The following is an 18915-nucleotide window of genomic DNA, read 5'->3' on the forward strand; positions in this document are numbered from 1 at the left end:
CCGCCCACCCTGGACCCGCAGCGCAACCGCAAGATCGCGGACCTCTCCGCGGCCTACGGGGATGTGACCACGCGGCGCAACCACGTGTACGTGGACACGTTCAACCCCCTGCAGCACCACGAGCAGTGGCGCAAGGACCTCGCCGCCAACCACGGCAACCCCGGTCAGGCCGGCTACGGGCTCATCGCGTGGCTTGTGCTGCACCGCGGGTGGTACGAGTGGCTGCAGCTGCCCGAGCCGCGCTGAGGCTCTCGCCTCTCACCGTGGCGACCGCGGCGACCGCCGCAATGCGGGCGGCGGTTCCGGGTGACACCACCCGCGGCGCTGGCCGCAGGGTCCGGGGGCACCCCTATGGCATGGGCGGCACCGGAGCGGTGGCATGAGCACCGCCCGGAATGTGAGATACTGACAGACGATGTCCCAGCCAATCATCGCAGGAGGTACATCATGAGCAAGCGTGGACGTAAGCGCAAGGATCGTCGCAAGAACTCGGCAAACCGCGGCAAGCGGCCCAATTCCTGAGGTTCGGCGAACGCATCACGAAGCCCCCGTGACCGTCATCGGTCACGGGGGCTTCGCTCTGTCCGAGGGATCCGCGTCATCGGGTACTTCGTTCCCCGGGTCTCTGCGCGGCTGAGCACTCACGCCGCTGGGCGCCGCCGGCGACTCATCCCGCCCGGTACCGGCGCCGCCCGGTCCTCAGGCAGCGGGGTGCTCGTTGCACTGGGCGTCGATGCGCGCGAGGATCGAGCGCTTGAGCTCGTCCGGCGCGGTCTCGCAGCACGAACGCTTCACCACGGAGCGGATCACGCACTCCAGGTTGTACTCGCGCTCGCAGTCGGCGCAGTCCGTGAGGTGCTCGTGGATCTCCGCGAGGTCCTCGGTGGTCAGTGCCCCGTCCAGGTACTCGTAGATCCGCTGGATGCGTTCGTCGGTGCAGCCGTTGTGACACGGTTTCGCGGTCATGCTCTAGCCTCGATCCTTCGCTCGTGCGCCGTCCTTGGTCTTCTTCTGGACCTTGGACGTGTCGAATCCTCGTTCTTGGGCGTAGTCGCCCAGTTTCTCGCGCAGAAGCTTGCGGCCACGGTGCAACCTGGACATCACGGTTCCGATGGGCGTGTCCATGATCTCGGAGATCTCCTTGTACGCGAATCCCTCCACGTCCGAGAAGTACACCGCCAGGCGGAACTCCTCAGGCAACTCCTGCAGGGCTCGCTTGACGTCCGAGTCCGGCAGGTGGTCCAACGCCTCCGCCTCGGCAGAACGCAGTCCCGTGGAGGTGTGCGACTCCGCGCGGTGCAGCTGCCAATCCTCCACGGTGTCCGTGTTGGCCTGGCGCGGTTCGCGTTGCCGCTTGCGGTACAGGTTGATGTACGTGTTGGTCAGGATCCGGTACAACCAGGCCTTGAGATTGGTCCCCGGCTTGTACTGGTGGAACGCGGAGAACGCCTTGGTGTAGGCCTCCTGCACTAGGTCCTCGGCATCGGACGGGTTGCGGGTCATGCGCAATGCCGCGGCGTAGAGCTGGTCCACGTACTGCATGGCGTCGCGTTCGAAACGCTCACGGCGCTGCTGAGTGGTTTCCGCTCCGGAGGGCACCTCTTCGGGGTGTTCCACCGGATGGGAATCGTGAGTTCGCTGATCGTTCATCACGTCCCAGTCTAAGGTGGGGGCCGTCATCCTCCGCCGTCACCCACTTCCCTGGTCGTTGCCGAGTGTTACGTCACATATGTGGCGCTTCTGTACACCGTGGATAACACGCACGCGCCGTGCGAGTATTCCCGGCGGCGGCGCGAACTCGGGCCGATAGGATGGCTACAGTGCGTACCCGGAGATGCCGGGGCCGTAAGGAGGAGAACCATGAGCATTGTTCGTCGTCTCGCCCGCCCGCTGCTCGCCACCGGTTACATCGCCGGGGGCGTCAACGCGTTCCGCAACTCGTCCGCTGCCGCGAAGCAGTTGGACCCGGTCCTCAAGGCCCTCGAGAGCGCCGCCCCGCAGGTGCGCCCCGTGACCGCCAACCGCGCTCAGGTCGCGCAGGGCATCGCCGCCGCCCAGGTCGTCGCGGCGTCGCTGCTCGCCGCGAGCAAGCTCCCGCGCCTGTCGTCCACCGTGCTGCTCGGCACCACCGCGCTCAACGGCTACACCCAATACCGCTCCGCGGACGCGAGCACCACCGAGGGCAAGGCCGCCCGCAGGTCGGACCTGCTCAAGAACGTGTCCCTGCTGGGTGCCGTGATGATCGCGGCCGTGGACACTTCGGGCAACCCGTCCCTCGTGTGGCGCGCGAGCCACCTCGCCGACGACGTCCGCAAGAACGCGGTCAAGGTCGGCAAGGACACCAAGAAGAAGCTGGAGCAGGCCGAGAAGGCCGTCCAGGACGCCGTTTCCAACTAGGAGCACCGCCCCACGTGATGCCGAGCAACGGCGAACCGCAAGCCCTGGATGCCGCTCACTGGCGGGCCCCCTTCCCGGAGGGGGCCGCCGTGAGAGGCACGGTGGCCGTCCCCGGTTCCAAGTCCCTGACCAACAGGTATCTGGTCCTCGCGGCCCTCGCCGACGAACCGTCCGTGCTGCGCAAGCCGTTGCACTCGCGTGACAGCAGGCTCATGATCACCGCGCTCGAGCAGTTGGGCGCGGTGATCGAAGCGCTACCGGACCCGGGGCCGTTCGGTCCGGATCTGCGGATCACCCCCCTGCCCCGCGCGCACACTCTCACCGGGCCCGTGGCCGTGGACTGCGGTCTTGCGGGTACCGTGATGCGCTTCGTCCCGCCCCTGGCGGCGCTATGTTCCGGGGTCGTGGATTTCGACGGCGACGCCGGAGCGCGCGTCCGACCCATGGGTCCCGTGATCGCGGGGTTGCGCGAGCTCGGCGTGTCCGTCGAGGACGACGGCCGGGGCACGCTGCCGTTGCGCGTCGTCGGCACCGGATCGGTGACCGGGGGCACCGTGACGATCGACGCGAGCGGCTCGTCCCAGTTCGTCTCCGCGCTACTGCTCTCCGCGGTGCGCTTCAAATCCCCGCTTGTACTGCACCACGAGGGCGGCTCCGGTGTGCCCTCGCTACCGCACGTGGACATGACCGTGTCCGTGCTGCGCGACGCCGGTGTGGCCGCCGAGCGCATCGGTGACGCCGCGTGGCGGGTCAGCCCGAGCGACGTCGCCGGCCTGGACGTGACCGTGGAACCGGACCTGTCCAACGCCGGACCGTTCCTGGCGGCGGCCGTGGTCACGGGCGGGACCGTGAGCATCCCCGACTGGCCCGCCCACACCACGCAGGGCGGGGACCAGTGGCGGCGGATCCTGCCCCTGTTCGGCGCGGACGTCCGTGTGCAGGGCGGCACGTTCACCGTGACCGGTCCGGACGAGATCGCCGGGGTGGACCTGGACCTGTCGGAAGCCGGCGAGCTCGCGCCCACCGTGGCCGCGATCTGCGCGCTAGCCACCGGCCCCTCCGTGCTGCGCGGTATCGCCCACCTGCGCGGGCACGAGACCGATCGGCTCGCCGCATTGAGCACCGAGCTCAACGCGCTGGGTGGAAACGTGGAGGAGACCGCGGACGGACTTCTGATCGCCCCCGCTGAGCTGCACGCCGGAGTCTTCCACAGCTATCACGACCACCGCATGGCCACCGCGGGAGCCATCCTGGGCCTGCGCGTGCCCGGGATCCGGGTGGAGAACGTCGCCACCACCGCCAAGACGCTTCCCGATTTCCCGGGCATGTGGGACCGCCTCGTGCGGCGGGGTTCCTGACGCAGTGGCCCGCAGGACCTGGGACGAGTCCGACGTCCGGATCCGCGCGAACAAGCGCGGCTCCCGCCCTCGCACCAAGCAGCGACCCACGCACGAGGACGCCGTGATCGTACGTGTGGTGGCCGTGGACCGCGGCCGGTACACGTGCGTGGTGGGAGAGGACGAGGAACAACCGCGCACGGTGACGTGCGTGCGCGCCAAGGAGCTGCGGCGCCGGCCCATCGTGCCCGGGGATCTCGTGGGCGTCGTGGGTGACGTCACCGGTGCCCCGGACACCCTGGCACGCATCGTGCGGATCGAACCGCGCACCACCGTGCTGCGTCGCAGTGCCGATGACACCGATCCCGTGGAACGCGTGATCGTGGCGAACGCGGACCGGCTCGTGCTCGTGCTCGCGGCGGCCTCTCCCACCCCCCGCACGGGATTCGTGGACCGCGGGTTGGTGGCAGCATGGGACGCGGGAATCACCCCCGTGGTGTGCATGACCAAGTCCGATCTGGCCGATCCCACGGAGTTCCTGGACTACCTCCACGACCTGGATGTGATCACCCTCAGCACGCAGCGCGCGACCGACCGCGGTGAACGACCCGAGGCCGGCATCCACGAGGAGTCCCTGGCCGTGTCCCCCGATTCCCTCGAGCGGTTGCGGTCGTTGCTGGACGGTCATGTGAGCGTGTTCCTGGGGCCCTCCGGCGTGGGCAAGTCCACGCTGGTCAACGCCCTCACGGGAGCGCAGCGGGCCACCGGCGGCGTCAACGACGTCACGGGCCGTGGCCGGCATACGTCGTCCTCCGCGCGTGCCCTCACGGTGCCCGGAACCCGCCCCGGGACCTGGGTCGTGGACACCCCCGGGATCCGTTCCCTGGGTCTGGCCCACGTGCCCGAGGAGGAACTGCTCAACGCGTTCACCGACCTGGTCCCCGCCACCGCGGACTGTCCTCGCGGGTGCCTGCACACGGAGGATTCCCCCGGGTGCGCGCTGGACGCGTGGGTGCACCGCCCGGGGGCCTCCCCGGCGGCCCCGCAGCGGCTCGAATCGCTACGCAGATTGCTCGCGGCGTCGCGCGGGCAGACACAGCGGGGGGACAGCGAGAAGCAGCTCGGACAAGCGATAACGTAGACGCATGCGTGCACCCAGCAGTTACACGGACGACCTCCGCCTGGCCCACATCCTCGCGGATTCCGTGGACGGACTGACCATGAAACGGTTCAAGTCCCAGGACCTCACCGTGGAGACCAAACCCGATCTCACACCCGTGACGGACGCGGACCGCGAGGCCGAACAGGTGATCCGCGCGCAACTGGGGCGCGTACGCAACCGGGACGCCGTGATCGGTGAGGAGTTCGGGACCACGGGTTCGGGCGGCCGCCAGTGGGTCATCGACCCGATCGACGGCACCAAGAACTACGTGCGCGGCGTACCCGTGTGGGCCACGCTGATCGGTTTGGTCGAGGACGGTGAGGTGGTGTTGGGCGTGGTGTCCGCGCCGGCGCTCAACCGCCGTTGGTGGGCCGCCGCCGGGTCGGGGGCCTTCACGGGGCGCTCACTCTCGCAGGCCACGCGCTTGTCGGTCTCCTCAGTCAACCAGCTCTCGGACGCATCGCTGTCCTACTCGTCCCTGAGCGGATGGCGGGATCTGGGTGTGCGCCAGCAGTTCATCGAGCTCACCGATTCCGTGTGGCGCACGCGGGCCTACGGGGACTTCTGGTCCTACTGTATGGTCGCCGAGGGCGCGGTGGACCTCGCGTGCGAACCCGAACTCAACCTCTACGACATGGCCGCGCTCGTGCCCATCGTCACCGAGGCCGGCGGGCGTTTCACGTCCCTGGCCGGACAGGACGGTCCCTTCGGGGACAACGCCCTGGCCAGCAACGGTCTCCTGCACGACGCCGCTCTGGACGTCCTCGGTACCGGCGCCCCCCAGGACTGAACGAGCCCGGTGTCACGTGCGTGACACCGGGCTCGTCCGTCTCATCCGAGGGGCGGGATCACCCGCGGGGACCTCAGGAGTTCAAGGAATCGTTGAGGGCGTTCTGCACGCACTCTTGGTACGCGGCGTCGTTTCCGGCCACCGCGAGGTCCATGCAGTCGGCGGCCTGACCGAAGACCCAGGCGAACAGCACGGCCATCAGGATGCCTCCCAGCAGCGCGAGTGCGGAGAGTACGATGCCCACGACCGCGAGTGCCGGGGAACCACGGCGCGACTTACGGATCTTGACCACGCCGATGATGCCGAGGATCAGGCCCACGAGGCCCAGTACACCGCCCAGACCGGCGAGCCAGAACGTGAGGATGCCCAGGATACCGAGCACCAGTGAGGCGATGCCCAGCCCGCGGCCCGGCACCGGAGCGTAGGGGTTGCCGTAGCCGTCCTGGTTGTCGTACCCGCCCTGGTTGTACTCGTTCTGGTAGTGGGTGGGGTAGCCACCCTGGGTGTCCTGGCCCTGGACGCCGTAACCCTGCTGGGGGTAGCCGCCGGCGCCGTAGCCCTGGTTGCCGTAGCCATGATTACCGTAAGCCTGGCCGCCGTAGGACTGCTGACCGGACTGGCCGTACTGGTCGTCACCGCCGTACTGGGTGGAGACACCGTACTGGTTGGACGAGCCGTACTGATCGGACGTGCCGTACTGGCCGGTGGTGCCGTAGCCGCCGGCCTGAGAGGCGTTGTTCCCGTAGCCCTGGCCGCCCTGTTGAGCGGACGGATCGCTGTACTGGCCGTACTCGGGCTGCTGCGTCCCGCCCGCACTCTGAACCCGGTCGTCGGAGTACTGACCGTACTGCGGCTGGTCCCGGTGGGAGGCCGAGGACGAACCCGACTGATCGTTGGACCGCTCACTCATGGAAGCGCCTACCTCTCGGTTTCGATGATGGGTTTCCGGCTCAAGTCTTTCACATCGCGCCGGGAACACCGGGGGACGCCCCAGCCCACCCCGCTCGGGCACGCTCCTTCCGGCCGCCTTGAACCACTGTGCTGCACCACGCACATGTACCGGCCGGTACACGGTTTTATCGCAGCACAGAGGTTCCCGGGGCGCGGGCGTGGGTCCTGGCCCTCGTTCCATGTGCGGACTGCACAGACCCGGGCCCACCGCTGCAAGGTGCGGAAGGCCCCTGCCAGGGACCTCCGCCCCCAGGTAAGGTCGGCTCACCTCACCGCACTTCTCCACGCCTCACTGCACCGCAGAGATCTCCAGGCGGACACAGTCCGGGTCCCGCTCCCCCGATCCCACGAACACGGTGTGGTTGAGCCACGTACACGGCCCGTCCTCGTCCGCGGTGAGCACGGGGCGCATCGGAAGTACACCCGCTGTGGGTCCACCGGGATCCCCTGGGCGATGGCCCGGGAGTCCTCCGCGCTGGTCACCCGCACGGCGCGGTTGTCCACGTAGACCAGGTGACCGTGGGCGAGTTCCAGGACGTACTTGGCCTCGAGCCAGGAGCCTCGGTACCAACCACCTGGTAATCGGCTCCCGCGGGCAGCACACGCCCGGAGCCGTGAGGACCGGTCACTGCGCCGCCGGTGATCGGTACGACCCTGCGTATCCCGGCGGCGGTCCGGCCCACGGTCAGGGGTGCGGCCACTTCCACCCGCACGGTGAACGCGTGCCGAAGGACTGGGGACTGTGGGGTCCGTCCTGCCTCCACCCTAGGTCCAGGGACTCCCGCCGGTCGGGCACGCATGCGGACATGGACCTCGGGTCCGCCGGACTCCCGTGCTCGCCCCTCCGAACGCGGACCCCTGGACACAAATATGTCCCGATAACGCACTCGGAGCCATCGGCCGCGTGCTTTTTTGGGACTCAGATGTTCCCGGGCTCAGGCAAACAAAAAGACCCTGAACCAATGGTTCAGGGTCTTCTCACGTCCTGGGACAGGACGACAGTGGAGATGGGGGGAATTGAACCCCCGTCCGATGCAGCATTGTCAGGGCTTCTCCGGGTGCAGTGTGCTTACAGGTTTCTCAGTTCCGGTCATCTCGCACACGAGTGACCGCCGAACTCAGTTACGTAAGAGTCCCACGAACGCCCGTAACCTGCGTCCGCAGCAGTGACCTTCTAGCTGATGGCAGGATCCAGGTCGAAGGTGAACCTGGGCTGCCAGACTGCTGTCGCTACTTACGCAGCGAGAGCGAAGTCAGTGCGCTTGGATTTGGCACTTATTGTTTTACAGAGAGCGTTTACGAGATAACTCTGCGTCCTCGACCCGCTTCCCCTGTCTCAACTCACATCGTCGAAACCGATCATCCCCGTATTCATTTTTCAATGAGCTTCCACGTGCCAGCGGATCTCAGTGACTCGCCCGCTCATGGATACATCAGATTACGCCCGCCCTAGCCACACCGTCAAATCGGCAGGGGTTGCGGACCGGGCTCCTCGGACTGCGCTGGCTCCACCCGTGCTGCCCTGCCCTGGCCCTCCCCCGCGGGATGCCCTAGGGTGTAACGCGTGTTCCGATGAGCCATTCGACCTCCCCGCGCCCGTGGCCGCTGCCCGGCGGGGATCCCGGCTATCCGAGGACACCCCATGGCTCATCCCCCGCATTCTCCCGCCACCCCTAATACGGCCGCGCACATCCGCGTGTCCGGCGTCTCCGCCTCCTACGGCTCCCACCGGGTGCTCACGGACATCAGCTTCTCCGTGACCGCGGGTGATCCCACGGGTCTGATCGGAGAGAACGGTTCCGGCAAGAGCACCTTGCTGCGCATCATGGCGGGCCTGCACGCGCCCGACACCGGTGAGGTCCGCGCCGTCGGCCCCGACGATTCGCTGCGCGTGGGCCTGCTGCACCAAGAACCCCCCTTCGCGCCGCACGACACCGTGGCCCAGGCCGTGGAGTCGGCGGTGCGGACCGTGCGGGACGCAGCATCCGTCGTCGACCGCGCAGCTGACGCCCTCGCCCGCGCCCCGGAGGACGAGGGCGCAGCCACCGCGTACGCCGCCGCCCTGGACACTGCCGAACGGATCGGCGCGTGGGACGTGGACACCCGCATCGACGTCACTCTGGGCGGGCTCGGCCTGGGAGGCGTGGGTCGTGACCGGCCCACGGGTGCCCTGTCCGGCGGACAGCGCTCACGGCTGTCTCTGGCCTGGCTGTTGCTCTCCACCCCGGACGTGTTGCTGCTCGACGAACCCACGAACCACCTGGACGACGCCGCCACGGAATTCCTGCGCGCGACCCTGCGGTCGTGGCACGGACCGGTGCTGCTGGCGAGCCATGACCGCGCATTCCTGGACACCGCCGTGACCTCGCTCGTGGACCTGGACCCCACACCCCGACCGCATGCCGTCACCTCCGATCTCGTGGGTGACGGCACCGGGACGGGCATCGGCGTGACCCGCTTCGGCGGTACCTATTCCCAGTACGTGCTCGCCCGCATGGATACCCGCGAGCGCTGGGAACGCACGTATCGGGACGAACAGGCGCAACTGAAGAAGCTCCGCGCGGCCGTGCGGGAACAGCAGACCGTGGGCCACAGCGACCGGTCCCCCAAGACGGAGGGTCGTGCGGCGAAGAAGTTCTACGCGGACCGCAACGCCACGGTGGTCTCCCGACGGGTCAACGACGCGCGGACCCGCCTGGCCACCGTCGAAAACGAGCAGATCCGCAAGCCACCCCGCGAGCTGTACTTCCAGGGACTCACCGCGGGTTTGACTGGATCGGAGGCCGCACTGCACCGCACGGGTCCGGTACTGACCGCCTCCGCGGCCGAGGTCGCGGGACGGATGGCACCCGCGTCCCTGACCGTGAGCGCGGGTGAGTCGTGGCTCATCACGGGTTCCAATGGCGTGGGCAAATCCACCCTGCTGAGCCTGTTCGCCCGGCGACTGGAACCCACGCGCGGTTCCGTGCACGTCGCACCCGGCGTACGCGTGGGGTTACTGGATCAGGACGCCACACTGCCCGGCGCCGACCCGGAGCGCACGGCGGCTTACATCTACCATGAGCTCGTGGGAGAGAGTCGCGCGGAGACCGTTCCCCTCGGGACGTTCGGCCTGCTGGCCGGGCGGGACGAGAACCGGCGGGTCGGTGAGCTCAGCGTGGGGCAGCGGCGTCGGCTCGCCCTGGCGGTGCTGCTCGCGGACCCGCCGCACGTGTTGTTGCTGGACGAGCCCACCAACCACTTCTCACTCGTGCTCGCCACGCAGCTCGAGGCGGCGGTGCCCGACTACCCGGGGACCGTGCTCGTGGCCTCCCACGACCGCTGGTTGCGCAGGAACTGGACCGGCCGGCACCTCGCACTGGAGGTACCGGCCGGGACGCCGTGAGTCGAAGGGCTCAACCGCGCATGTTGCGGTAGCGCATGGCGCGCTGGGCCTCGCGGTTGTCCTGCTTCTCGCGCAGGGTCTGACGCTTGTCGTACTCGCGCTTGCCGCGGGCCACCGCGATCTCCACCTTCACGCGCTTGCCGTGTACGAAGTACAGGGACAGCGGAATGATGGTGTAACCGGCCTCGCGCGTCTTGCCCGCGATCTTATCCAGCTCGGAGCGGTGCAACAGCAGCTTGCGCCGCCGCCGCGCGGAATGGTTGGTCCACGAGCCCTGCAGATACTCCGGGATGTGGGCGTGTTCGAGCCACAGCTCGCCGCGGTTGTCGAACTGGCAGAACGCGTCCACCAAGGACGCCCGCCCCATGCGCAGCGACTTCACCTCGGTCCCCATGAGCGCCAGTCCGGCCTCGTAGGTGTCGTAGATGTTGTAGTCGTGGCGCGCCTTCTTGTTGTTGGCCACGATCTGGCGGCCGTCATCAGCGTTCTTCTTGGCCATCGGCCTGTTCTTCCTTCACCGGGTCCCGCCGGGGACGACGCCGCTGTCCCGGCCCGGGGTGCGCGGGGCACCTGCCGGGCGGGGCGGCGTCGTCGTGCGGCGTGGAATCCTTAGTCCTCGTCGTGCTGGCGGGCGTCCGCGCGCCAGCGAATGCCTTCGTCGATGAACGAGTCGATCCCGCCGTCGAACACGGAACTGGGATTGCCCTCTTCGTAGTTGGTGCGCAGATCCTTGACCATCTGGTAGGGGTTGAGCACGTACGAGCGCATTTGGTCACCCCAGGATGCCTTCACGTCCCCCGCCATCTCCTTCTTCTTGGCGTCCGCTTCCTGCTGGCGCAACAGCAGCAAGCGGGACTGCAGCACGCGCAGCGCGGCCGCGCGGTTCTGGATCTGCGACTTCTCGTTCTGCATGGACACCACGATGCCCGTGGGGATGTGGGTCATGCGCACCGCGGAGTCGGTCGTGTTCACGGACTGACCACCGGGACCCGAGGAGCGGAACACGTCCACCTTCAGCTCGGACTCCGGGATCTCGATCGTGTCGTCGGACTCGATGAGCGGGATGACCTCCACCGCGGCGAAGGACGTCTGGCGCCGCCCCTGGTTGTCGAACGGAGAGATCCGCACGAGCCGGTGCGTACCCGCCTCCACGGACAGGGTCCCGAACGCGTAGGGCGCCTTGACCTCGAACGTGGCCGACTTCAGACCCGCCTCTTCCGCGTAGGAGGTGTCCAGGACCTTGGTGGGGTACCCGTGGCGCTCCGCCCAGCGTAGGTACATGCGCATGAGGATCTCCGCGAAGTCCGCGGCGTCCACACCACCGGCGCCCGAGCGGATGGTGACCACGGCCTCGCGTTCGTCGTACTCGCCGGCCAGCAGGGTCTGGATCTCCAGTTCGGACAGCGCCTTGCGGATGGACTCGAGTTCCTCCGCGGCGGCGTCCCGGGTGTCCTGATCGTCCTCTTCCTCCGCGAGTTCCACCATGACCTCGAGGTCGTCGATGCGCCCGGAGATCTTCCTAAGCCGGTCCAGCTTGCTCTGCTGGTGCGAGAGCTGCGAGGTGACCTTCTGGGCCTCGTCCGGGTTGTCCCACAGGTCCGGGGCCGCGGCCTGCTCGGATAGGACGGCGATCTGCTTCTTCATGGACTCGACGTCGCTGACCGCCGCCACGGAGTCGTAGGTGGCTCGGAGGGCACGGATTTCTGCAGCGTAGTCAATGGAGGCCATGACACATCACTTTACGTCATGGCCCCCGGGTCCGTGAGTCGGTAGGATTCCCTGCGACCCCACTGCTGAGGAGCCCGCCAATGGAACGCCCCACCGAACTCGCACTCATCCTGGCGGGAGGCAAGGGGTCTCGACTGGGCGCCCTGACCGATTACGTGGTCAAGCCCGCGTTGCCCGTGGGCGGCACGTACCGCTTGATCGACGTGTCCCTGTCCAACCTGGCGCACTCGCACATCCCGGACGTGTGGATGGTGCAGCAGTACCTGCCCCACGACCTCAACGCCTACATGGCCGGCGGTCGCCCGTGGGACCTGGACCGCTCCCACGGCGGGCTGCAGATCCTGCCGCCTTACGAGGGGTCCCACGGCGAGGGTTTCGCGAGCGGCAACTCGGACTCCATCTACCGCCAGAGCACGATCATCCGTGAGGCGGACCCGGATCTGGTCCTCGTGCTCTCCGCGGACCACCTCTACACGATCGATTTCCGGTCCGTGGTGGACACCCACCTGACCAAGCGCGCTGATCTGACCATGGTCACCACCGAGGTCCCCGAGGATCCCTCCCGCTACAGCGTGGTGCGCACCAACGAAGCCGGCCAGGTCACCGAGTTCGCGTACAAGCCCGAGGAGCCCAAGGGCAACCTTGTGGCCGGTGAGATGTTCCTCTTCTCCACGGACGTGCTGCTGTCGGCGCTGGACACCCTGCAGTCCAAACTGGGCGAGCTGGGCGACTACGGCGAGGACCTCATCCCCTACGTCCTGGAACACCACCGGGTGGTCGAGCACCGGCACCTGGGGTACTGGATGGATCTCGGGACCGTCCAGTCCTACTGGACCGCGCAGATGCAACTGATCGACGGCGACGGCGCGACCCTCGACGATCCCGCATGGCCCATCTGGAGCGGCCAGGTTGCTCCCCCGCCCGCGTTCATCACCGACGACGCCGCGGTCTCCCGCTCGTACGTGGCCCCCGGGGCGCGTGTGGCCGGCACCGTGGAACACTCGATCATCGGCCAGAACTGCGTGATCGAGGCCGGGGCCGTGGTGCGCAACTCCGTGCTGCTCGACGACGTGCACGTGGGTCCCACGGTGGAGCTCATCAACGTGGTCGCCGATTCGGGTGCGGACATCACCGGCGGTTCGCAGCGCGGTTCCGCGCAGCACGTCACGGTGATCGACCGCACCGGTACCGTGAGCCAGCGAGAAGCGTTCGACACCTCCGCGGTCCTGCCACGGAACCACGAACAGTACTGATCTCCTCCTTCGAAAGGTCGTCTTGTCATGAGCCGTTCCCGATCCACCCTGGGCCCCGTGCTGCGCCAGGTGCTGCGCTCCACCGTGCGTCGCCAGGCCACCCGCCGCCTCATCGGCGTGGTGCCTCCCGTGGCCGCATACCGCCGGGTGGCCACCGCCCGTCGCTTGCTGCGTATGCTGCGCCGCTGAGTCATGCCTACTGCGATGTGACGAAGGCACGGCCGGGAATCTCCCGGCCGTGTCTTCGTCATATCGGTGCTTCGTTCAGTGCGGTGCATCACGCGTAGCGTGGCCGTGCTCCTAGCGGTGCGTGGTTCATAGCGACACCTCGCTTGTAGCGGGGCCTCGCTAATGGCGGAGCGTCACTCGTCACGGCACCCGTCATCGGGCCGTTTGGAGCATCAGGCCCAGGCGCAGGATCAGGAGGCCCACGGACACCGAGGGAGCGCCGTCGTGCTGGACGACGGCCCAGGAGGTTGCGCGTGCGGTGTCGGTCGTGGTGGTCGGAGCTTCGGTCATGGCAGTCCTACTTATCGCGGAAAGTCACTCCGCCAGTGACGCGTCAACGGTACACAACACGTCACCTGTAAAACCTCTGGTCAGACGGCAAACCGGGTGAGGTGAATCACCGCTGCATGACGGCTCGCGCGTCCCCCGTGGCGCTGATCGGGACACCCGCCGGGATGAACACGTTGACCACCGGCGGATGCACCACGGCCGAGAGCGTGACCTGGGCGGTCGTCCCGTCCGCCGATCCCGTGGGCGCCGCGAGGGACAGCCCGCTGACATCGTGGAAAGCCCCCACGGTCCCCAGGTAACTCGTGGCCGAGGCGGCCACCGCCCCGTTCGTGAGGATGGGTGTGGGTGGACCCGAACCGGAGCGGTCCACGTTCGTGAACGTGTCCGCGGCGGCCCCCGCCGCCCGATCGGCGAGCGATTGAAGTTGCCGCTCCCCCACGTACACGCTGGTGATCGCCATGACTGTGACCACCAGGAGCAGAGTCACCAGGGCGAAACCGATCATCACGATCGTGGTCTGTCCGGAGTCAGGATCCTCGGGGTTCGCACGATGCGGTTCATCGCGGTCCCGGCTTGTCCCCTGCGCCGGGCATTCGTGTGGCCGCGGCCCGTCGAGGTCGTCGATCTGCGCAGTCGCGATACCGATGATGGGCCGCATCACGTCGCGGCCGGATAGCATCGCGCGCATCATGAGTACCGCCCCGCGATCACGGTGACGTCCGAGGACAGCGTGGCGATCCTGGCTGTGACGAACCCCGGTATCAAGGGGAGTTCCACAGTGACGGTGGCGTGAACCCGGGCCACCGAACCGGGTGTCTCACATGTCCCGTCCGAACAGCTCACCGTCACAGCGAGGTCCCGCGGGTCGAAACCGTGATCCTGGGCCGCGACCGCGGCGACGTCGTGCACCCTTACGCGGTTGAGGTCTTTGGCCTCGAGAACGGACACGGCCTGAGCCGCCTGGTCCGCCGCCGCGACCACGGCGAGCGAGCCCGCCTGGACCCGGGCCACCGTGACCACCAGGTACATCACGGGCACGAGCAATAGCAGGCCCAGTCCGATGAACTCCACGATCGCGCTCCCCCGGTCCGGATCGTCCCCGGAACCGCGCCGCGCGAGGACCTCACGAATCCATGTCGACCGCATGCCCACTCACCTCCAGCGCGCGCGGCGGGCCCAGCGTGGCCACGACCGGTAGGGGCGAGACCACACGGATCTCGACCGCCGGCAGTGACCCCACGCTGGTACGGGACACGGAGATGTCCCGCGCATAATTCGCGCCCACGGTGTCGGTGATGATCCCGCGCGTGCGGGCGATGCCGTCCTCGTCGGTGCGGTCCGCGAGGCTCGCGTACCGGGCCCCGGCCGCGGCGGCGTCGATCAGGGTGTTGCGCACGTGCAGCGCGAATCCGACCTGCAGAATGAGGCCGAACAGCACGATCGCGAGCGCGAGGACCATGACGTATTCGGCCACCGCGTTGCCGGCGTCCAGGTCGAGCGCGGGGTCAGAGGCCCGAGACGCGGTTGATGGCATCCTGGAACAGCCCCTCCAAGGCGGGCCGGGCGATCAGCAACAACCCCGCCACCAGCACCGCGGACATGAGCGTAAGCATGACCCAGCCGGGTACGTCCCCCCGATCCGGGTGGTCATCACTCGGTGCGAGCCGGGCGGGCAGGGAGACGGTCAGCAGCCACACGGTGGCCGCATGACAGCGCATCAGGTGTTTCATGATTTTCTCCTTGTGTAGTCAGTGGGTTCGGGAGCCGATCCGTCAGAACCCCAGGTCCAGCACCGCGAGTCCGGGGAACACCGCGAACATCACGCTCAACGGCAGGATGAAGAACACGACCGGGACGAGCATCGCGATCTCCTTCTTGCCGGCGATCTCCATCAGGACCCGTTTGTCGTGGTCCCGCACGTCCTGAGCTTGGGCTCGCAGCACGTCAGCGAGCGGGGTGCCCCGTTCGATGGCGACGACGATGCCGTCCACGAACCTGCCCAGCGCCACGACGTCGGTGCGCGCCGAGAAGTCCTGCAGCGCCGTCGTCAATCCGGACCCGGCGTGCGTCTGGGCGAGCACCGCTCGGAATTCCCCGACCAACTCGCCCTCCGCGACCCGGCACACCCGTTCGAGCGCGCCTACGGTGCTTTCCCCGGCGCCTACCGCGAGCGCCATGAGCTCTGCCACGGCGGGGAACTCGGCGAGCATGCGCTTCTCCCGGCGCTGGATACTGCGGCTCAAGAGGTAGTTACGCAGCCATACACCGGTCCCCGCGCCGAGGACGGCACCCACGGCGAGGATCGCGATGTTCACGTCCGCCCGCAGCACCAGGGCCGTTCCGATCACGCTGCCCACGACCGCTCCGGCCACACCGAAGAGCACCTGTTCGGCGCGGTAGTCCATGACATCCTTACGGGAACCGTCCCGCACGAGTCGTCGGGCGAGGACGTCCGCGTTGGAGAACAGGGGCGCTGCGCGCTGAAGGATCCAGTGCATGAGGGCGTTGCCCGCCGCACCCGTCAGGGACTGGCCGCGGGAGCGCCGTGAGCGCCAGGGGTTGTCCCCGAGTCCGGCGGAGAGCTCCGCGGCACGCAGTTGCGGGGCGATCCGGTCCGCGAAGCTGGGCGCTCCCACGGCCTTGGCCGCGGCAAGGATGAGCCACAGTCCCAGCGAGAGGACAAGTCCGAGCACCCCGGACAGCACGGTGAGGTTCATCGCAGCACTCTCCGCTCGGTGGGTAAGGCGCCCAGGCGCAGCATGAGCTGGTACGCCAGCACCGAGATCGCGAGCCCACCCAGGAGCACGGCGGCGCCGGTGGCCGTGTTGTAGGCGCGGACCGCTGCGGGTTGGGTGGCCATGAGCGCGAGGATGAGCCACGGTGCCGCCACGGACAGCCGAGCGGCGTTCACGGTCCAGGACTGCCGGGCTTCCAGTTCACTGCGGGTTCGTTCGTTCTCCCGCAGGAACTCGGACAGGGTGCCCAGCAACTTCCCCAGATCGGTGCCGCCCACCTCGCGGGTCACGCGCAGCGCCTCCACGATGTTGTCCGCCACGGGATCGGCGAGCCGCTGCTTGAGCATGGTCAGCGACCCGTGGAGCTGACCGCTAGCACGGTAGTCGGCCGCGAACTGGGCGAACGCGGGTCGCAGGGGTTCCGGTCCCCGGTACTGCAGTTGCATCAGGGCTTCGGGCAGGCCCATCCCCGCGCGGATCGCGGAGCGCAAATGGTCCACGACGTCGGGCCAGACCTCGCGCAGGACGGCCGTGCGGCGTCGTGCGCGCCGTTTGACGAGCCACAGCGGGAGGCACAGTGTCACGAGGAAGACGCACAGGCCGAACACCGCGGCGGACGTCAGCGCCAGGATCAACACCCCCGCCACCAGAGCGAGGAGCAGGCTCAGCCCGATGAACGCCGCGGGTGACAGGCCCGGGAGATCCGCCCGTAACAACAGGGTGCGGAGGTAGCCTGCCCGCGCGTGTTTGGTCCGCGCGGCGGGTGGCCGGGTCCAGCACGACCACCACACGAGGAACACCCCGGTTCCCAGCAGTACTCCGAACAACGCACTCATGGGTCTCGCCGCCCCGTTCGCGACGCGTTGTCCGCGGGCGTGGCGATGCGGCCGGCGTCGTCGGACGCGGTACTCGCCGGAGCGTCGTCGTGAATCAGCGACGCCGGAGAATAGCCCGCGCGCGTGAACTTGTGGGCCGAGGGCAGCTCCGAGGCCACCGCGCGCAGGGCACCGTCCTGTAAGCGGAAGATCGGGTACGTCTCGATGACGCCGTTCTCCACCCGGTTACCGATGCCCAGGATCTCGGCGACGTACCGGTGACCCGAGGGCGCGCGGTGGCAATGGACGACCAGGTCGAAGCACGAGGCGACGGTGGGTACCACGAACGCGTTACTGATGTTCTCTCCCGCGAGCAGCGGCAGGGTGCAGATCTTGGTCACGGCATCACGAGCCGAATTGGCGTGCAGCGAGCACATCCCCGGCAGCCCGGCATTCAGCGCGATGAGCATGTCCAGGCTCTCGGCCTCGCGCACCTCCCCCACGACCAACCGGTCCGGGCGCATGCGCAGCGCCTCCTTCACGAGCCGGCGCAGCGGGATCTCGCCCGTGCCCTCGAGGTTCGCTTGGCGGCACTGCATGCCGACGACGTCGCGCAGCGCCACCTTCAGCTCGAAGACCTCCTCGACCGTGATCACCCTCTCCCGCGGGCCGATCGCCGCGCACAAGCAGTTGAGCAGGGTGGTCTTCCCGGCCTGGGTGGCCCCCGACACCAGGATGTTCAACCCGGCATCCACCGCCGCATGCAGGAACTGCGCGGCCTGGGTGGTGAGCGAGCCCAACCCCACCAGATCCTCCAGGCGGCGGGCCCGTGCCACGAACTTGCGGATGTTCACCGCCCAATGCGCCCGGGTGACGTCCGGGATCACCACGTGCAATCGGGAACCGTCCGGCAGGGAGGCGTCCACGAACGGGGAACTCAGATCCAGGCGGCGCCCCGAGGACTTGAGCATGCGCTCCACGAGGGTGCGCACGTGTGACTCGCTCAGCACGAGACTCGTCAGCTCGGATTCGCCGTCGCGGGCGATGTAGATCTCGGTCGGGCCGTTGATCCAGATCTCCTCGACCTCGGGATCATCCAGGAACGGCTGCAACGGACCGTACCCGGCCACCAGGTCCAGCACCGTCTTACGGGCAGCCTCAAGGTCCTGCACCCGCGGCAACCCCGCACGCGCCGAACGCACGTCGTACTCCGCCACCACAGCGGCCACGATCTGACGGGTGGGCTCCACCTCATGCAACGGATCCAACCCGCTGCGCCGGATCTGCTCACGCACATCCGCCTCGATCAACCCGATCGCGTCCTCGGCGACCCCTACGGCCATGACTCCCCCTGGGATTCCCCCGAACCCGTTACCGGCTGGTCAACTCTGCAGGGAACGCTAGGGGAAATCGCAGCTGATCGACACGACACGGCACTCGGTCTGTGGATAATCCCGCTGACGTGCACCGATGAACCCGGCCATGGGCGTCATGTTTCGACCCACTATGCAACTGCATCGAGTGTGATCGGCATCACGACCAATGGGGCAGGACTCGCTAGTCCGGCCGAGCTGGTCGCCGTGACGTGACTGAGAGACTTGGTCCTTTGCAGCACGAGCTCCGTGCGGGGCCAACGGCGCAAGTTGAGAATGAGCGTGCGATCCGCCCGCCTTAAGGTGACGCCACCGATGGAAGGAGGGAAGAGTGGCCAAGCACCTGTTTCTGCCTAGAGCCCATCCCCTCTCTCGCTTTTCTCGACGAAACAGGCTCGATCTCTCGAGACAGATTCTTCGCTGTCAGCCTTCTCCTTCACCCCGAGCCTCCCCGGGTTCTGCGCAGCATG

Annotated in this window: 22 protein-coding genes, 1 other RNA gene and 1 pseudogene; 8 read left to right on the forward strand and 16 right to left on the reverse strand. The window is 68.0% G+C overall.

Going from position 1 to position 18915, the window contains the following annotated elements; genetic code table 11:
• A pseudogene (locus J1M36_RS12655) lies at nt 1-246 on the forward strand (lysophospholipase); the annotation flags it as partial.
• Nucleotides 247-699: 453 nt separating this feature from the next.
• On the opposite strand, the gene rsrA reads toward J1M36_RS12655, so the two are convergent.
• A complete protein-coding gene (rsrA, locus tag J1M36_RS03255) occupies nt 700-966 on the reverse strand; it encodes a mycothiol system anti-sigma-R factor (protein WP_064845835.1) in 267 nt (88 codons plus the stop codon).
• Nucleotides 967-969: 3 nt separating this feature from the next.
• Nucleotides 970-1650 carry a sigma-70 family RNA polymerase sigma factor gene (locus J1M36_RS03260; RefSeq protein ID WP_064845834.1) on the reverse strand — a complete coding sequence of 227 codons (681 nt, stop codon included), beginning with the start codon at nt 1648-1650 and terminating at the stop codon, nt 970-972.
• Between the two features lie 210 nt (nt 1651-1860).
• On the opposite strand from J1M36_RS03260, the gene J1M36_RS03265 reads away from it, so the two are divergent.
• From J1M36_RS03265 to hisN, 4 genes are read left to right on the forward strand one after another with little or no spacing between them, the layout of a single operon-like run.
• Nucleotides 1861-2397, forward strand: a complete 537-nt coding sequence (locus J1M36_RS03265; protein ID WP_064845833.1) for a DoxX family protein — start codon at nt 1861-1863, stop codon at nt 2395-2397.
• A 17-nt stretch (nt 2398-2414) separates the two neighbouring features.
• Nucleotides 2415-3755, forward strand: coding sequence for a 3-phosphoshikimate 1-carboxyvinyltransferase (gene aroA / locus J1M36_RS03270; RefSeq protein WP_206478649.1), 1341 nt, complete (start codon nt 2415-2417; stop codon nt 3753-3755).
• A gap of 4 nt (nt 3756-3759) precedes the next feature.
• Nucleotides 3760-4875 (forward strand): ribosome small subunit-dependent GTPase A, encoded by a 1116-nt coding sequence (gene rsgA, locus J1M36_RS03275; RefSeq protein ID WP_085106370.1) that lies wholly within the window; start codon nt 3760-3762, stop codon nt 4873-4875.
• Nucleotides 4876-4879: 4 nt separating this feature from the next.
• The gene (hisN, locus tag J1M36_RS03280; RefSeq protein ID WP_206478650.1) at nt 4880-5686 is read left to right on the forward strand and encodes a histidinol-phosphatase; all 807 of its coding nucleotides are present in this window, start codon (nt 4880-4882) and stop codon (nt 5684-5686) included.
• A gap of 73 nt (nt 5687-5759) precedes the next feature.
• On the opposite strand, the gene J1M36_RS03285 is transcribed toward hisN, so the two are convergent.
• The 4 genes from J1M36_RS03285 to ssrA all read right to left on the reverse strand — a co-directional run bounded on the left by J1M36_RS03285 (nt 5760) and on the right by ssrA (nt 8004).
• Nucleotides 5760-6596, reverse strand: a complete 837-nt coding sequence (locus tag J1M36_RS03285; protein ID WP_206478651.1) for a DUF4190 domain-containing protein — start codon at nt 6594-6596, stop codon at nt 5760-5762.
• Nucleotides 6597-6926: 330 nt separating this feature from the next.
• Nucleotides 6927-7040 (reverse strand): DUF3237 family protein, encoded by a 114-nt coding sequence (locus J1M36_RS03290; protein WP_206478652.1) that lies wholly within the window; start codon nt 7038-7040, stop codon nt 6927-6929.
• Nucleotides 7041-7116: 76 nt separating this feature from the next.
• Entirely contained in the window at nt 7117-7437 is a 321-nt protein-coding gene (locus J1M36_RS13145; RefSeq protein ID WP_369334587.1) for a DUF3237 family protein, read from the reverse strand.
• Between the two features lie 199 nt (nt 7438-7636).
• Nucleotides 7637-8004, reverse strand: a transfer-messenger RNA (tmRNA) gene (gene ssrA, locus J1M36_RS03300).
• A gap of 275 nt (nt 8005-8279) precedes the next feature.
• Here ssrA and J1M36_RS03305 point away from each other — a divergent pair.
• Nucleotides 8280-10022: an ABC-F family ATP-binding cassette domain-containing protein gene (locus J1M36_RS03305; RefSeq protein ID WP_206478654.1), complete on the forward strand. Its 1743-nt coding sequence runs from the start codon at nt 8280-8282 to the stop codon at nt 10020-10022.
• A gap of 10 nt (nt 10023-10032) precedes the next feature.
• Here the strand turns inward: J1M36_RS03305 and smpB are convergent, their stop codons facing one another.
• The gene (gene smpB / locus J1M36_RS03310; RefSeq protein ID WP_055085472.1) at nt 10033-10521 is read right to left on the reverse strand and encodes an SsrA-binding protein SmpB; all 489 of its coding nucleotides are present in this window, start codon (nt 10519-10521) and stop codon (nt 10033-10035) included.
• A gap of 110 nt (nt 10522-10631) precedes the next feature.
• On the reverse strand, nt 10632-11750 hold the full coding sequence (gene prfB / locus J1M36_RS03315) for a peptide chain release factor 2 (protein WP_064845828.1): 1119 nt from the start codon (nt 11748-11750) through the stop codon (nt 10632-10634).
• 80 nt (nt 11751-11830) lie between these two features.
• On the opposite strand from prfB, the gene J1M36_RS03320 reads away from it, so the two are divergent.
• Together J1M36_RS03320 and J1M36_RS03325 are read left to right on the forward strand one after the other, a co-directional pair.
• Entirely contained in the window at nt 11831-13003 is a 1173-nt protein-coding gene (locus tag J1M36_RS03320) for a sugar phosphate nucleotidyltransferase (RefSeq protein WP_206478655.1), read from the forward strand.
• 27 nt (nt 13004-13030) lie between these two features.
• Entirely contained in the window at nt 13031-13192 is a 162-nt protein-coding gene (locus tag J1M36_RS03325) for a hypothetical protein (RefSeq protein ID WP_156523380.1), read from the forward strand.
• 192 nt (nt 13193-13384) lie between these two features.
• Here J1M36_RS03325 and J1M36_RS03330 read toward each other — a convergent pair whose 3' ends face one another.
• The 8 genes from J1M36_RS03330 to J1M36_RS03365 form a co-directional block, all read right to left on the reverse strand.
• The gene (locus tag J1M36_RS03330; RefSeq protein ID WP_206478656.1) at nt 13385-13522 is read right to left on the reverse strand and encodes a hypothetical protein; all 138 of its coding nucleotides are present in this window, start codon (nt 13520-13522) and stop codon (nt 13385-13387) included.
• Between the two features lie 106 nt (nt 13523-13628).
• Complete coding sequence (locus J1M36_RS03335) at nt 13629-14201, reverse strand: pilus assembly protein TadG-related protein (RefSeq protein WP_241246783.1); 573 nt, start codon at nt 14199-14201, stop codon at nt 13629-13631.
• A gap of 8 nt (nt 14202-14209) precedes the next feature.
• Complete coding sequence (locus J1M36_RS03340) at nt 14210-14668, reverse strand: hypothetical protein (protein WP_241246784.1); 459 nt, start codon at nt 14666-14668, stop codon at nt 14210-14212.
• Complete coding sequence (locus J1M36_RS03345; RefSeq protein ID WP_064845826.1) at nt 14646-15056, reverse strand: TadE/TadG family type IV pilus assembly protein; 411 nt, start codon at nt 15054-15056, stop codon at nt 14646-14648. The genes J1M36_RS03340 and J1M36_RS03345 overlap by 23 nt, the downstream gene beginning before the upstream one ends.
• The gene (locus tag J1M36_RS03350) at nt 15028-15252 is read right to left on the reverse strand and encodes a hypothetical protein (protein WP_094067118.1); all 225 of its coding nucleotides are present in this window, start codon (nt 15250-15252) and stop codon (nt 15028-15030) included. The genes J1M36_RS03345 and J1M36_RS03350 overlap by 29 nt, the downstream gene beginning before the upstream one ends.
• A gap of 42 nt (nt 15253-15294) precedes the next feature.
• The gene (locus tag J1M36_RS03355) at nt 15295-16239 is read right to left on the reverse strand and encodes a type II secretion system F family protein (protein ID WP_064845825.1); all 945 of its coding nucleotides are present in this window, start codon (nt 16237-16239) and stop codon (nt 15295-15297) included.
• Complete coding sequence (locus J1M36_RS03360; protein ID WP_064845824.1) at nt 16236-17093, reverse strand: type II secretion system F family protein; 858 nt, start codon at nt 17091-17093, stop codon at nt 16236-16238. The genes J1M36_RS03355 and J1M36_RS03360 overlap by 4 nt, the downstream gene beginning before the upstream one ends.
• Nucleotides 17090-18415, reverse strand: a complete 1326-nt coding sequence (locus J1M36_RS03365) for an ATPase, T2SS/T4P/T4SS family (protein WP_241246785.1) — start codon at nt 18413-18415, stop codon at nt 17090-17092. The genes J1M36_RS03360 and J1M36_RS03365 overlap by 4 nt, the downstream gene beginning before the upstream one ends.
• Nucleotides 18416-18915: the final 500 nt, after the last annotated feature.

Origin of the sequence: Kocuria sp. KRD140 (assembly GCF_017168375.1) — a bacterium.
GTDB classification, from domain to species: Bacteria; Actinomycetota; Actinomycetes; order Actinomycetales; family Micrococcaceae; genus Kocuria; species Kocuria marina.